The sequence below is a fragment of the Neorhizobium populisoli genome (assembly GCF_019430945.1).
GTDB lineage: Bacteria > Pseudomonadota > Alphaproteobacteria > Rhizobiales > Rhizobiaceae > Neorhizobium > Neorhizobium populisoli.
The window spans coordinates 53,184-66,235 of the sequence record NZ_JAHYCB010000007.1 but is presented as its reverse complement, the minus strand read 5'-3'; the positions used below and the strand labels follow the sequence as shown (position 1 = coordinate 66,235).

16 protein-coding genes and 1 tRNA gene are annotated in these 13,052 nt (G+C 60.4%); 4 read left to right on the top strand and 13 right to left on the bottom strand.

Annotated features, from left to right (window positions below; all coding sequences use genetic code 11):
• The first annotated feature begins 103 nt into the window (after positions 1–103).
• Positions 104–1,927 (top strand): tetratricopeptide repeat protein, encoded by a 1,824-nt coding sequence (locus tag KX729_RS20420; protein ID WP_219744337.1) that lies wholly within the window; start codon positions 104–106, stop codon positions 1,925–1,927.
• On the opposite strand, the gene KX729_RS20415 is transcribed toward KX729_RS20420, so the two are convergent.
• The 7 genes from KX729_RS20415 to KX729_RS20385 form a co-directional block, all read right to left on the bottom strand.
• Positions 1,894–2,763, bottom strand: coding sequence for a 3-hydroxybutyryl-CoA dehydrogenase (locus KX729_RS20415; RefSeq protein ID WP_219744336.1), 870 nt, complete (start codon positions 2,761–2,763; stop codon positions 1,894–1,896). The two genes, KX729_RS20420 and KX729_RS20415, sit on opposite strands and share 34 nt — an antisense overlap.
• Before the next feature lie 199 nt (positions 2,764–2,962).
• Entirely contained in the window at positions 2,963–3,892 is a 930-nt protein-coding gene (locus KX729_RS20410; RefSeq protein ID WP_219744335.1) for an electron transfer flavoprotein subunit alpha/FixB family protein, read from the bottom strand.
• A 23-nt stretch (positions 3,893–3,915) separates the two neighbouring features.
• Complete coding sequence (locus tag KX729_RS20405; protein WP_219744334.1) at positions 3,916–4,662, bottom strand: electron transfer flavoprotein subunit beta/FixA family protein; 747 nt, start codon at positions 4,660–4,662, stop codon at positions 3,916–3,918.
• 169 nt (positions 4,663–4,831) lie between these two features.
• Complete coding sequence (locus tag KX729_RS20400) at positions 4,832–5,578, bottom strand: rhomboid family intramembrane serine protease (RefSeq protein WP_219744333.1); 747 nt, start codon at positions 5,576–5,578, stop codon at positions 4,832–4,834.
• 30 nt (positions 5,579–5,608) lie between these two features.
• Positions 5,609–6,181, bottom strand: a complete 573-nt coding sequence (locus KX729_RS20395) for a cob(I)yrinic acid a,c-diamide adenosyltransferase (RefSeq protein ID WP_219744332.1) — start codon at positions 6,179–6,181, stop codon at positions 5,609–5,611.
• A 29-nt stretch (positions 6,182–6,210) separates the two neighbouring features.
• Entirely contained in the window at positions 6,211–6,414 is a 204-nt protein-coding gene (locus KX729_RS20390; protein WP_219744331.1) for a twin transmembrane helix small protein, read from the bottom strand.
• Between the two features lie 8 nt (positions 6,415–6,422).
• Positions 6,423–7,256 (bottom strand): SDR family oxidoreductase, encoded by an 834-nt coding sequence (locus tag KX729_RS20385; RefSeq protein WP_219744330.1) that lies wholly within the window; start codon positions 7,254–7,256, stop codon positions 6,423–6,425.
• Positions 7,257–7,338: 82 nt separating this feature from the next.
• Here KX729_RS20385 and KX729_RS20380 point away from each other — a divergent pair, with 82 nt between their 5' ends.
• Positions 7,339–8,313, top strand: coding sequence for a YihY/virulence factor BrkB family protein (locus KX729_RS20380; protein ID WP_246617728.1), 975 nt, complete (start codon positions 7,339–7,341; stop codon positions 8,311–8,313).
• Here the strand turns inward: KX729_RS20380 and gluQRS are convergent.
• Together gluQRS and KX729_RS20370 are read right to left on the bottom strand one after the other, a co-directional pair.
• Positions 8,242–9,135, bottom strand: coding sequence for a tRNA glutamyl-Q(34) synthetase GluQRS (gene gluQRS / locus KX729_RS20375; protein ID WP_219744329.1), 894 nt, complete (start codon positions 9,133–9,135; stop codon positions 8,242–8,244). The two genes, KX729_RS20380 and gluQRS, sit on opposite strands and share 72 nt — an antisense overlap.
• Positions 9,136–9,204: 69 nt before the next feature.
• The gene (locus tag KX729_RS20370; RefSeq protein ID WP_219744328.1) at positions 9,205–9,687 is read right to left on the bottom strand and encodes an ABC transporter permease family protein; all 483 of its coding nucleotides are present in this window, start codon (positions 9,685–9,687) and stop codon (positions 9,205–9,207) included.
• Between the two features lie 122 nt (positions 9,688–9,809).
• Here KX729_RS20370 and KX729_RS20365 point away from each other — a divergent pair, with 122 nt between their 5' ends.
• A complete protein-coding gene (locus KX729_RS20365) occupies positions 9,810–10,451 on the top strand; it encodes a DNA-3-methyladenine glycosylase family protein (protein WP_219744327.1) in 642 nt (213 codons plus the stop codon).
• A gap of 102 nt (positions 10,452–10,553) precedes the next feature.
• On the top strand, positions 10,554–11,111 hold the full coding sequence (locus KX729_RS20360) for an HNH endonuclease (RefSeq protein WP_219744326.1): 558 nt from the start codon (positions 10,554–10,556) through the stop codon (positions 11,109–11,111).
• A gap of 36 nt (positions 11,112–11,147) precedes the next feature.
• Here the strand turns inward: KX729_RS20360 and KX729_RS20355 are convergent, their stop codons facing one another.
• The 4 genes from KX729_RS20355 to KX729_RS20340 form a co-directional block, all read right to left on the bottom strand.
• Positions 11,148–11,663 carry a disulfide bond formation protein B gene (locus KX729_RS20355; protein WP_219744325.1) on the bottom strand — a complete coding sequence of 172 codons (516 nt, stop codon included), beginning with the start codon at positions 11,661–11,663 and terminating at the stop codon, positions 11,148–11,150.
• A gap of 174 nt (positions 11,664–11,837) precedes the next feature.
• Positions 11,838–12,083 carry a DUF982 domain-containing protein gene (locus tag KX729_RS20350; protein ID WP_219744324.1) on the bottom strand — a complete coding sequence of 82 codons (246 nt, stop codon included), beginning with the start codon at positions 12,081–12,083 and terminating at the stop codon, positions 11,838–11,840.
• A gap of 93 nt (positions 12,084–12,176) precedes the next feature.
• Positions 12,177–12,680, bottom strand: a complete 504-nt coding sequence (locus KX729_RS20345; protein WP_219744323.1) for a hypothetical protein — start codon at positions 12,678–12,680, stop codon at positions 12,177–12,179.
• A 101-nt stretch (positions 12,681–12,781) separates the two neighbouring features.
• A tRNA-Leu gene (locus KX729_RS20340) sits at positions 12,782–12,866 on the bottom strand.
• Positions 12,867–13,052: the final 186 nt, after the last annotated feature.

Below are 13,052 nucleotides of genomic sequence, written 5' to 3'. Positions count from 1 at the left end.
AAAGCCGGAACAAGGGCCGGTTTTCACGTCTCGTGCGCTAACCACCCTGTCCAAAGCCGGTCCCATGAGCCTATCCCCCGCACACGCGTCCGATGACGTCTCCGTGTTGCTTTCCGTTTTCAAAAACGCTTCGGAACTCATGGATTCCGGGCAGGTCAGGGCAGCGATCGACGTGCTGCTTGCCGAGAGGCAGCGGGTGCGGCGGGTGCCGATGGCCTGCGATATGCTGGCCTTCATGTTACTGCAGGCCGACCGGCCGGAGGATGCGATCGAGTGGTTCGAAGCATCTCTCGGTATCAATCCCGCCGATCTCAAGGCGCTTGGCGGCCTCGGCATGGCCCTACTGACTGCCGGGAAACATCAGCGATCACTACAATGTTACGAGCAGATGATTTCTCTCAATCCGGGCAATTCGGAAGGCTGGTTTCGTGGCGGGGTTGTTCTGGCCGAGCTTGGCCGGTTCGACGAGGCGTTGGAAAATCTCGACCGGGCGATTGCGCTGAACGACCAGCTGGCGCCGGCAATGATCAAGAAAAGCGAGATTCTTGAAGGTCTGGGCGACATGCAAGGGGCGATCGCCGCAGCACTCGCGGCCTGCAAGCTGGCGCAGGTGCAGTCGTCGTCGTGGTTCCGGCTGGCGGAGCTGATGCAGAAGTCCGGCTGGAACGATCAGGCGATCATGGCTTATGACCGCGGCCTGCAGCTCGCACCTGAGGATTTTCTCGGGCTACACAACAAGGCGCTGGCGCTGAAGGCGTCGAAGCTCAACGAACAGGCGCTAGTCAGCGCGCAGGCGGCACTGCGTGTCGAGCCGACCAACAAGGAAGCGCTGCTTCTGTGCGGCAATCTTGAACTGGCACTCGGCAATTCCGAAGCGGCGCATTTCTGCTTCCGCGAAGTCGCGCGCATGGGCATCGTCAGAAGCTATCCGGCAGGTCGAAAGCCGGCTAAATTTCGGGCGCTGATGCTGTTTTCGCCGGTCGCCGGCAATACGCCCTATGAAGACCTGATCCAGGACGGCTGTTTCGATGCGGACATGATCATCGTCCTGCCGGGGCAGGGTTATGATCCGGCGTTCCTGGATGGTGCGGCCGATGTCATCGTCAATCTGGTGTCGGAACCCGATCTCGGGCCGGATGCGATCCTGCAGGCGGCGCATCTGGTCGAGGGGCTGGAGACGCCGATCGTCAACCATCCGAAGCTCATTCTGGGCACGGATCGCGAGGCGATCGCTCGAAGGCTTGCCGGCATGCCGGACGTGAGCATGCCGATGACCGTGCACGTATCGTCCAGCGCATTGCTGGCGCGGCTTGAGCGCGGCGATCTCCCAAGTTTCCCGCTGATCATTCGCCACGCCGGCACCCATGGCGGCGACATGATGGAGCTTGTTTCGGACGCGGAGACATTGCGCAGTTTTGCGGAAGAGGCGCGAAGCCACGATCTCTATCTGACGGATTTCGTCGATTACAGTTCGGCAGACGGTTATTTCCGCAAATACCGCTTCGTCTTCGTCGGCGACGAGATCCTGCCCTATCATCTGGCGATTGGCGATGTCTGGAAGGTCCATCACGCCTCGACCCGAATGGGTGACGTTGAGTGGATGCGGGGCGAGGAAGAGGCTTTCCTCAATGCCCCGGACAAGGTTTTCGGGGCTGACGCCATGGCGGCGCTGGATGCGATCCGCCGCCGGATCGGGCTAGATTATTTCGGCATCGACTGCTCGATCGACCGTGACGGCAATGTGCTGGTCTTCGAAGTGAATGCCTCGATGCTGATCCACCTTCATAACGAGGGTTTCGAATACAAGACGCCCCATGTCAACCGGATCAGGAGTGCGTTCGAAACGATGCTGGAGCGCCGCGTTGGCGAGCGCTCACAGCAGGCCATTCAGGCTCAGCGGGTCGGAACCGGCACTTCGCCACGGTAGTCGTAGAAGCCGCGGCCGGACTTGCGGCCGAGCCAGCCGGCTTCGACATATTTCACCAGAAGCGGGCAAGGGCGGTATTTCGAATCCGCCAGGCCATCATGCAGAACCTGCATGATCGACAGGCAGGTGTCGAGGCCGATGAAGTCGGCAAGCTGCAGCGGGCCCATCGGGTGGTTGGCGCCGAGCTTCATGGCGGTATCGATTGCCTCGACCGAACCGACGCCTTCATACAGCGTATAGATCGCCTCGTTGATCATCGGCAACAGGATGCGGTTGACGATGAAGGCCGGGAAGTCTTCGGCGACGGTCGCGGTCTTTTCGAGCTTTGCGACATAGTCCTTGGCAACCCGGAAGGTCGGCTCGTCGGTGGCGATGCCGCGCACCAGCTCGACAAGCTTCATCACAGGCACCGGGTTCATGAAATGTATACCCATGAACTTTTCCGGCCTGTCGGTGGCCGACGCGAGACGGGTGATCGACAGCGACGAGGTGTTGGTCGCCAGCAGTGCTTCGGGTTTCAGGACAGGACAGACCTGCGCATAGATCTTGCGCTTGACGCTTTCGTCTTCGGTCGCGGCCTCGATGACCATGTCCATGGCGGCCAGATCGTTCAGGTCGGAAGAGCCGGAAATGAGGGCGAGGGCAGCGGTGCGTTCCTCATCGGAAAGCTTGCTGTTGGAGACCTGGCGCGCAAGATTGCCGTTGATGGTGGCGAGCGCTGCCTCGATGCGATCCTTCGAAAGGTCGTACATCTGCACCTTGTAGCCGGCGAGTGCCGAAACATGTGCAATGCCGCAGCCCATCTGGCCTGCTCCGATGACGCCAATATTCTTCATTTTCCTGTTTCCCGGGTCCCTGTCCCTAGAGCCGTCCGCAATCTTTACGGTACGATCGATCTTGTTGTTTCGCGCAACGCTATCCCCAACGTGCGCCCATTTTATGAAAATGCCGGACTGCATGTATGCAGCCCGGCAAATTGTTATTCCGCTATTGGTCGTTTTGCCAGCACTTTTCGCGCTTGCGAGATGAAGAGGGTTAAAGCGCCTTCTCCAGCTGCGGCAGGATTTCGAAGAGATCGCCGACGATGCCGTAGTCGGCGACCTGGAAGATCGGGGCTTCCTCGTCCTTGTTGATCGCAACGATGACCTTGGAATCCTTCATGCCGGCCAGATGCTGGATGGCACCGGAAATGCCGGCTGCGATATAGAGCTGCGGGGCGACGACCTTGCCGGTCTGGCCGACCTGCCAGTCGTTGGGGGCATAACCCGCATCGACTGCGGCACGCGATGCGCCGACGGCGGCACCGAGCTTGTCGGCGACCGGAAGGATGACTTCCTTGAACTTTTCCGAGGAACCGAGCGCGCGGCCGCCGGAAATGATGATCTTGGCGGAGGTCAGTTCCGGACGTTCCGACGAAGACAGCGCGTCGGAAACGAAGGAGGAAACGCCGGGGTTAGCAACAGCCGAGATGGTTTCGACGGCAGCCGAGCCACCTTCGCCGGCAGCCTGGAAGGAAGCGGTGCGCACCGTGATGACCTTCTTGGCGTCGGCCGACTGGACAGTCTGGATGGCGTTACCGGCATAGATCGGACGCTTGAACGTGTCGGCGGAGACCACTTCGATGATTTCCGAGACCTGCGCGACGTCGAGCAGGGCTGCGACGCGCGGCATGACGTTCTTGGCCGACGCGGTCGCCGGCGCGATGATCACGTCATAGGAACCGGCGAGCGAGACGATGAGTGCCGCCAGCGGTTCCGCCAGGTTGTTGGCAAGGCCCGCGTCGTCGGCGAGCAGCACCTTGGAGACGCCGGCAAGTTTGCCGGCAGCGTCGGCCGCAGCCTGGGCGCCCGAGCCTGCGACCAGGACATGCACGTCGCCGCCGATCTTGGCCGCGGCGCTCAGCGCCTTGGCGGTCTGGTCGTTGAGGCTGGCATTTTCGTGTTCGGCGAGAAGAAGAATGGCCATGTGAATAATCCTTTTCCTATCGCTCAGAGCACGCCGGCGGTCTTCAAGGCGCCGACCAGTTCCTCGACCGTCTTGACCTTGATGCCTGCCTTGCGCCCGCCCGGCTCTTCGGTCTTCAGCACCTTGAGGCGCGGCGCGGTATCGACGCCGAAGTCACCCGGGGTCTTCTTGTCGAGCGGCTTCTTCTTGGCCTTCATGATGTTCGGCAGCGAAGCGTAGCGCGGCTCGTTCAAACGCAGGTCGGTGGTGACGACGGCCGGAAGCTTGACTTCGATCGTCTGCAGACCGCCGTCGACTTCGCGGGTGACTTTTGCAGAGCCATCGGCAATCTCGATCTTCGAGGCGAAGGTCGCCTGAGCCGAACCGATAAGGGCGGCAAGCATCTGGCCGGTCTGGTTGGAATCGTCGTCGATCGCCTGTTTGCCGACGATGATCAGGCCGGGCTGTTCGGCATCGACGACGCCCTTGAGGATTTTTGCGACGGCGAGCGGTTCGACGAGATCGTCGGTCTCGACGAGGATGGCGCGGTCGGCGCCCATGGCGAGCGCGGTGCGCAGCGTCTCTTCGGCCTTGGCCGGGCCGATCGAGACGACCACCACTTCTTCAGCCTTGCCGGCTTCCTTCAGCCGCAGAGCCTCTTCGACCGAGATTTCATCGAACGGGTTCATCGACATCTTGACGTTGGCGAGTTCGACGCCCGAACCATCCGGCTTGACCCGGATCTTGACGTTATAATCGACCACGCGCTTGACTGGCACCAGGATCTTCATGGGGTCCTTCCTTGACTATCTTCGACAGCAAATTGCGACATTTGCCACCTCCTCGTTTGTCAGTGGGCGACATGGATACGCATTTTTCGCCCGAATACAACGCGGATTTGCCATCTCAGCTTGTCGTTTTCTCATAGGCATATTCGGTTAGGGGCATATTGCGTTCGGCTCATTCAAGCGCGTGGCCGACCTGCGGCACGGTGAGCTTGCGGCGCACGGCACGCGGCGTGATGAGGGCGCGGTCGAAAAGCGGCACGCCCTTGCGGCGCATGACAAGCACCAGAAGCGCACCGGCGACGATGCCGCCCACATGGGCGCCCCAGGAGACCATGCCATCGAGATCGAACCAGAGCATGACGAATTGCTGGACGATCCAGAGCGCCAGCGGAATGAAGGCCGGCAGCGGCAGCGGAATTCGTAAGAGTACCAGAACCCAGACCTGCACGCGGGGATGCAGCAGGAAATAGGCGGCCACCACGCCGGAGATTGCGCCCGAGGCACCAATCAGTGGGCCTTGCGATTCCGGCCCGACGAAACCGTGAAGGGCGGCGCCCGCCGCAGCGCAAAGCAGGTAGAAGATGAAGAAGCGCATATGCCCCAGCGCATCCTCGACATTGTCGCCGAACACCCAGAGGAACAGCATGTTCGAGGCAAGATGCCAGAAATCGAGATGCAGGAAAGCATAGGTGATGAAGGTCGCATCTTCGGGCACCACGATCAGCGAGGGATCGAGCACTGCATGATCGAAGATGACGGCCGGAATGAAACCGAGGCCGAGCGAGGCGTGCTCGACCGTTGCCGGGCTCGCCATGGTCGACAGCAGCCAGATGATAATGTTGACGGCGATAAGGCCGATCGTCACGAACTGGATGCGGATATATTTCAGCTCTACGGCGTCATGCAGCGGGATGAACATCGATGGCCCTCTCCTGTCCCGCCTATACCCTTAGCGGTTTTTCCCCGGAACCCAAAGCACGTCTGCCTTGCCGCCGTCATTGGCAAAGCGTGCGGCGACGAAGAGGAAATCGGAGAGGCGGTTGATATATTTCAGCGCGGCCGCGCCGACCGGCTCTTGCCGTGACAGCTCGACCATCAGCCGCTCAGCCCGGCGCGACACCGTGCGGGCGAGGTGCAGATAGGCGGAAGCCGGTGAGCCGCCGGGCAGGACGAAGGAGCGGAGCGGGTCGAGATGGGCGTTCAGCGCATCGATCTCCGCCTCCAGCCGTGTCGCCTGCGCCTCGATGATGCGCAGCGGCTCGTATTCCAGCTTTTCGCCGGTGTCAGGGGTGGAAAGGTCGGCGCCGAGATCGAAGAGGTCGTTCTGGATGCTGAACAGCATGGTGTCGAGGTCTGCCATGCCGGACGTGTGCAGGCGGGCGAGGCCGATAGTGGAATTGGTCTCATCGACGGTGCCATAGGCTTCGACGCGCAGGTCATGCTTGTCGCGGCGGGGGCCGGAAGCAAGCCCCGTCGTGCCGTCATCACCGGTGCGGGTGTAGATTTTGTTGAGTTTGACCATCCGCCGCCATCAGAATGAGTGTTCGAGAATCAGCTTGGGCGACCGCCGCCCGTGATCCACAATGTCAGCATGATCAGCGCGATGGCAATCGCCTGCAGCAGCACGCGCATCTGCATCAGTTTGTTCGACTTGTTGGCGTCGGTGCCCTTGAGCATGTTGATCAGCCCGCGAATGAGCACGAGCACGACAAGCCCCATGACAAGGAAGGTGACGATGGTGAGGAAACTGGACATCTATCTTCTCAATCGATCCGGCGCATGAGCTTGTAGAAGAGCGCGGCCGGCAGAATTCTCTTCAGGAAGGCGCCCTGCTTGGCGGGCCGGGTTACCAGATAATGTGGCTTGGGGCGAGGCGCGGTCAAGGCATGCGTCAACACGCCATACACCGCTTCCGGGCCGAGTTTATGGCGGCTGACGGGGCCGCGGCCATCCAGCCGCTTCAGCTGGCGTTTGTATTGCTGCGCATGCGCCGAACCTTCCATATCGACATTGCGGTTGATCATGATCAGCGCGTTGGCGGTAAATTTCGAGGCGATCGGGCCGGGTTCGATCAGGCTCACCTCGATGCCGCTGCCCTGAAGCTCCATCCGCATGGTGATGGTCAGGCCCTCCAGCGCGTATTTCGAGGCGGTGTAGGCACCGCGGTAGCGATAGGGCAGGAGGCCTAATATCGACGAGCAGTTGACGATGCGGCCATGCCCCTGGGCGCGCATCACCGGGATCAGCCGGCGGGTCAGTTCATGCCAGCCGAAGAAATTCGTCTCGAACTGGACACGCAGCACGTCCGTCGCAAGATCTTCCACGGCGCCGGCCTGGCCGTAGGCGCCGTTATTGAACAGCGCGTCTAGCTTGCCGCCGGTGCGCTTCAGAACCTCGTCGACCAGCGTCACGATCGTGTCGATCTTGGTATAGTCCATGACCAGGGCTTCGATGCCATCGGCCTCGAGCGGCGCGAGGTCTTCTTCCCGGCGCACCGTCGCGAACACCCGCCAGCCGTCTTTCTTCAGAGCGCGGGCGCAATGGGCGCCGATGCCGGAGGAACAGCCGGTGACGATGATCGTTTTCCTGTCGTCCATTGGAGTGGGTTCCCTGTACAAGTCCCTGCGTTCCTCCCATATTTCGCCAGAAGTCACAACCAAGCCACCTGCGGAGTTGCTGTTGTCCGAAGAAATCCGCCCCGTCCGGTGGACCAGGCTTGCCTTCAAGGTGGTCTGGGATGCCTATTGGCACTTCACCGAGGATGACGGCTGGGCGATGGCGAGCCATGTGGCGCTTTCCGGCCTGCTGGCGCTTTTCCCGTTCCTGATTTTTGGGACCGCACTGGCCGGTTTTCTCGGGGCAGGCGACTTTGCGGAGACGGCCATCCATCTGCTGTTCGACACCTGGCCGGCGGATATCGCCAGCCCGATCGCGACGGAAATCCAACGGGTGCTGACCATTCCGCGCGGCGGGCTGCTGACCCTTTCGGTTCTGGCCGCCGCCTATTTCGCCTCCAACGGCGTGGAGGCGCTGCGCATTTCGCTCAACCGCGCCTATCGCGTCACCGAGACCCGGCCATGGTATGTGACGCGGCTTGCGAGCCTGGGTTATGTGATCGCGGCGGTCGTGGTGTTCGCGGTGATCAGCATCCTGCTACTCGCCGTGCCGGTCGCGACACGGTTTGCCCAGAGCCGGTTTCCGGCACTGATCGAAGACCTGAGCGCCATTGCCAACTGGGGTGTGATCGGCACCGCGATCCTGCTTTTGATCGGCCTCGTCCTGTCGCATAAATGGCTGCCGGCCGGCGACCGGCGGATGATCGACATCCTGCCCGGCGTGCTTTTGACGATCGTCGCCTGGACCGGCTTCGGTTTCGGTTTTGCCGCTTATCTTTCGACCTTCGCCAATTACGCCGCGACTTATGCGGGGTTGGCGTCGATCATGATCGTGCTGGTGTTTCTCTATATGGTCGGCGTGATCTTCATGCTCGGTGCTGAGCTCAATGCTGCGCTGATGAAATACCGCATCTATTCGGTGTTTTCGCGGTTCAGGAAAGAACAGCGCCGGCGGGAGGAGGCAGCATCACAGCCCGACCAGCCGGCGGATATCGGCGGGCGTGAGCCCTTGGTCGCGCGGCGCCGCGAGCCCCGTTGAACCTTCGCTCTTGGAGAGCTTTCTGCCGTCGGGACCGACGATCAGCCGGTGGTGGTGATAGATCGGCTGTGGCAGTTCCAGCAATTCCTGCAGCAGGCGGTGGACGGCGGTCGCCTCGAAGAGATCGAGGCCACGCACGACGTTGGTCACGTTTTGGGCCGCATCATCGACGGTGACCGAGAGATGGTAGCTCGACGGCGCATCCGAGCGGGAGAGGATGACATCGCCCCACGCGGCAGGGTCGGCTGAAATTTCGCCTTGCTCGCCATCTCCCGTTTCCGTCCAGGTCAGGGGCCGGCCGATCATTTGAAGCGCCTTGGTCGTATCGAGTCGGAAGGCATGCCGCACGCCGTTGGCGATGATAGCGGCGCGCTCGGTCTCGCTCCGGTTTCGGTCGTTTTCCGGGTAAAGCGGCGAACCGTCCGGATCGCGCGGCCAGATCTTTCCCTTAGCTTCATGTGCGGTGACCTTTGCCTTTACCTCACCGCGCGTGAGAAAAGCAGGATAGACGAGGCCCATTTCATCCAGCCGCGCGAGAGCTTCGTGATAGGCCGGAAAATGCTCCGATTGCCGCCGTACCGGCGTCTGCCAATCAAGACCCAGCCATCTGAGATCGCGGTAGATCGCCTGTTCGAGTTCCGGCGTGCAGCGGGTGAGATCGATATCCTCCATGCGCAGCAGGAACCGGCCGCCGGCTGCTTTTGCCATGTCGTGGTTGAGGACGGCGGACAGCGCGTGGCCGAGATGAAGTAGCCCGTTCGGGCTTGGCGCGAAACGAAAGACGGGATGATCGTGGATGCCGGGCATGGTTGCTTCTGCCATGTTTTGGTGGTGACAGCGATGGATAACGCAGAAACGACTGATGCCGGGAAGGATGGCCGAAAAAGGGGTTCATCGGCCGGACGCCGGGAATTTCTCCGCGTCCGCCCGCCGGATGTAAACCGCACCGACGCCAGGGTAAGATGTTTCATCACCAACAATCGCCAGAACACGGTAGCGGGTGATGCTTGGAGCAACCCCCATTGGGGTAACATTCCCAACGGGGTTTAAAAGCGTAACGACATCGCCCGTATGCAAGGAAAGCTGCTGGGCGAGTTCTGCGCTGACCAAAGCGCCCTGACCGTTTTCGAATTCCCTCGCGGCCTTGTCTTCGACCGATCCGGAAAGAACCTTGAAGCCGGAGAACTGCCCGGCCTGAATGCCGAAAACGAGAACGCCGACACTTGCATCTTTGATCGAGGCAAGAGCCTCTCTTTCAATAACCGGTACGTTTGCCTCTTCGCCATGCGCATTTTGAATGTTCGAAAGGAAATGGAGCAAGCCAAGGGAGAGGAGAAAAACGCGCCCTGCAGCGCGGAAATTATCGAGTTTCATGCGGCCCCGTTCCAAAAATAAAATATACGGATCTATCTATGACCTCCGTTTGCCTTGTCGAGGATGGGGGTGACCGGAATTGAGATGACCATTCAATCAATCGATCGATAAATCTGGCTGAAATGAAAATCATTCGCGATCACACGGATATCGAGGAAGGGCTGAGGGCGTTGACGGTTCTTGATCCCCGCCTTGCCGCAATCATCGATATCTCGGGCTCCGTTCCGCTCCGACTCAACGAACCCGGCTTTCCCGGACTTGCCTCGATCGTCGTCTCGCAGATGGTTTCGCGGGCAAGCGCCGACGCCATCTGGAAGCGCATCACCGTCGCCGGTCCCATAAGCGCCGCCGGTTATGCCGCGCTGGACCCTGCAGTGATCGCCACATTCGGTCTGTCGGGTGCCAAGGCGCGCACGCTCCTGCATCTGTCCACAGCTATTTCGGAAGGCCGCTTCGACCTCGAGGCCGTTATTGCCCTGGAAACGGCGGAGGCGATCAGGGCTATGACGGCTTTGCCGGGCATCGGTCCGTGGACGGCTGAGGTCTATCTGATGTTCTGCGGCGGGCATGTCGATATCTTCCCAACCGGCGATGTGGCGCTGCAGGCGGCGGTCGGCCATGCTTTCGCCATGGAATCCCGGCCTTCTGCAAAAAATCTTGGCGTTATGGCAGAGATGTGGAGCCCGTGGCGATCCGTCGCGGCGCGCCTGTTCTGGGCCTATTATGCGGTCCAGATGCGCCGGAACGTGACGCCGATCGTGTGAGGTTGGATACCAAGTATCCCACTGCATTTATTGGGCTTCACAATCCTGTAACAACGGACCTAATATAGAAAGTACAGATGCCGAATCGGGTAGGAGCGTCACTTGACGATTGCAGTCTCCCCGCAGGCCCTGCCGGCGCTCGTCCTGAACGCTGACTACCGGCCGCTGAGTTATTATCCCTTGTCGTTGTGGTCCTGGCAGGACGCGATCAAGGCGGTTTTTCTTGACCGTGTGAATATCATTGCGGAATACGATCATTCGGTCTGCTCGCCGAGTTTCTCGATGCGCCTGCCGAGCGTGGTCAGCCTCAAGACCTACGTGCAGCCGACCCGCAATCCCGCCTTCACTCGGTTCAATGTCTTCCTGCGCGACAAGTTCGAGTGCCAGTATTGCGGCGAGCATGACGATCTGACCTTCGACCACGTCATCCCGCGCGCCCATGGCGGCGAGACGACCTGGGAAAATGTCGTTGCGGCCTGCTCGCCCTGCAATCTTCGCAAGGGCAGCAAATTGCCGAAACAGGCGGGCATGCATCCGCACCAGACGCCCTATGCGCCGACGGTGCAGGACCTGCACAATAACGGCCGGCTTTTCCCGCCGAACTATCTGCACGAAAGCTGGATGGACTATCTCTACTGGGATACCGAACTGCAGCCGTGATGACAGCCGCAGTTTCCCGATTTCCAAAAGGCCGCGCTACGCGGCCTTTTTTGCGCCGACGAAGGCGATTGCGGCAAGGATGATGCTCGCAATAACATTCCAGCCGGCGAAGGAAAGCCCGAGCACGCGAAGTGCGGCTTCCGTGCAGGACGGGCCATGCACGGTATTCAGATCAGACAGAAGGTTGCCGGCATTGGTGGTGACGCCGGAAGCCCCGCCGCAGCTCGACGGGCCTTCCCAGAAATGCCATTCGACGCCCGAATGAAACACACCCATGCCGGCCCCGACCAGCATCATCACGCCGATGACGACGAGAAGCGCCCGGGTGACCCAGGCCGGCAAGCCCATGGCAGAGGCGATGATCGCCAGAATGCCGACCGGTATGCCGTAATAATAAGGATTGCGCTGCAGAAGGCAGAGTGCACAGGGAATGTAGCCGCCGACATACTGAAATGCGAGCGCGCCGCCGACGGTTGCCGCCATGCCGAGCGTGACAAGAACAGCATAACCGATGCCGGTGCGGGAGCGGGGAGTGGAAGCTGACAGCGCCATGCGCTTCTCCTGATTGATACGTCGCTCACTTAGAGCAGATGCGGGAATGCTGTAAATCAGCGCCTTGGAGACAAAGCGTTTCCATTCCGGCAATTTTTCGTGAGTTTACGGAGGATTTGTGGTGAAGGGTGCTCGGATCCGGCCAGGTTCCGGATGGGCTCGGGCTTGCATAAACTAGGCGCGGATCAGGATGCCGGCTTCGACGGCCGCATCCACGAAAGCCTTGCGGCCTTCCTCCGGCTTGCGTTTGCCCGCATCGATCGCCGCGAAGACGAGAAGCGCTCGGTCGAGCGCCGTTCCGTCCTCGGTCGGCCAGTCCTCTATCATCGCCCAGGCCGCGGCCTGAACCGAATCGATCGCCGTTTCGACCGGCGGTTCGCCGAGGCTGACGATGACCGGTTGTTTCCAGATATTGCTCATGATCGTGTCTATCCTGCTTTGCCGCGTGGGTAACATGCGCGGCCGCGGATAGAAAGGTGGAACGATTTTTGAGCAGGCTGACGGCGCCGTGGATCAGCTACGCTGCAGATCCAGTTGAGTGGTGATGATCGATTTGCCCGATTCCGGGTCGCGATCGATCGTGCGGATGCGCAGGCCGTTTTCTCCGACCTTCTGGATCGTCATCCGGGCCGCCTTGTCGCCGTAGATTTCGTTGGCCCAGGTTACATCAAGGCTGATGGTGTTTCCCTGCCGGCTGCCCGCCAGCCTGGATGGCTTGCCTGAAGCTCCGACATAGTTTCCGGAATAGCTTGCTCCGGATGCCTGGACATCGGCTTTGAAACTGCGTGAAACGACCACCATTGCGCGGCATGTGCCATCCATCGAAAAACGCGACGAATTGGCATCCGACTGCATGCTGCACGATACATTGACGTTCTGGCCGCCGAGTTTGGTGAGGACCTTGCCGCCGCCGGTCCACTGCCCTTCGATCGACTTCAGGAAATCCGCTTCCGACGCGCTTGCGCCGGAGGCCAAAGCTGAAAAACAAATCAGTACGGCTGCAAAGAGAGCGCGCATGGTTCAACATCCTTGTTGGTCAAATCTTCCTGGTAGGCAAGCAACCACGGACGGATAATTTTGTTCCGCCGGCGCGCAATATTGGAAGATGCAAGGATGTGTGGTGCCCCGTGCCGGAATCGAACCAGCACTCCTCTCGGAACCTGATTTTGAGTCAGGCGCGTCTACCAATTCCGCCAACGGGGCACTTCGGTAGTGGCAAGCGCTCTATCATGGTCGCGCACCGGCGCGCAAGGATGAAGTGGGGACGATCTGTGTGTGTTTTCAGTGTCGGCGTGCCGCATTGGGACGTTTCCGCTCCGATCTTTGCCAATCATTAAGAGCGTGCAGTTGTTGTTTAGCTATTTCTGAAACACGAAAGGTGGTCGCGGC

Bases quoted from the DNA above. Each gene is read 5' to 3' on its own strand.
- KX729_RS20415 (WP_219744336.1), bottom strand. From the start codon at position 2,763: ATGAAGAATATTGGCGTCATCGGAGCAGGCCAGATGGGCTGCGGCATT.
- KX729_RS20410 (WP_219744335.1), bottom strand. From the start codon at position 3,892: ATGGCCATTCTTCTTCTCGCCGAACACGAAAATGCCAGCCTCAACGAC.
- KX729_RS20405 (WP_219744334.1), bottom strand. From the start codon at position 4,662: ATGAAGATCCTGGTGCCAGTCAAGCGCGTGGTCGATTATAACGTCAAG.
- KX729_RS20400 (WP_219744333.1), bottom strand. From the start codon at position 5,578: ATGTTCATCCCGCTGCATGACGCCGTAGAGCTGAAATATATCCGCATC.
- KX729_RS20395 (WP_219744332.1), bottom strand. From the start codon at position 6,181: ATGGTCAAACTCAACAAAATCTACACCCGCACCGGTGATGACGGCACG.
- KX729_RS20390 (WP_219744331.1), bottom strand. From the start codon at position 6,414: ATGTCCAGTTTCCTCACCATCGTCACCTTCCTTGTCATGGGGCTTGTC.
- KX729_RS20385 (WP_219744330.1), bottom strand. From the start codon at position 7,256: ATGGACGACAGGAAAACGATCATCGTCACCGGCTGTTCCTCCGGCATC.
- gluQRS (WP_219744329.1), bottom strand. From the start codon at position 9,135: ATGGCAGAAGCAACCATGCCCGGCATCCACGATCATCCCGTCTTTCGT.
- KX729_RS20370 (WP_219744328.1), bottom strand. From the start codon at position 9,687: ATGAAACTCGATAATTTCCGCGCTGCAGGGCGCGTTTTTCTCCTCTCC.
- KX729_RS20365 (WP_219744327.1), top strand. From the start codon at position 9,810: ATGAAAATCATTCGCGATCACACGGATATCGAGGAAGGGCTGAGGGCG.
- KX729_RS20355 (WP_219744325.1), bottom strand. From the start codon at position 11,663: ATGGCGCTGTCAGCTTCCACTCCCCGCTCCCGCACCGGCATCGGTTAT.
- KX729_RS20350 (WP_219744324.1), bottom strand. From the start codon at position 12,083: ATGAGCAATATCTGGAAACAACCGGTCATCGTCAGCCTCGGCGAACCG.
- KX729_RS20345 (WP_219744323.1), bottom strand. From the start codon at position 12,680: ATGCGCGCTCTCTTTGCAGCCGTACTGATTTGTTTTTCAGCTTTGGCC.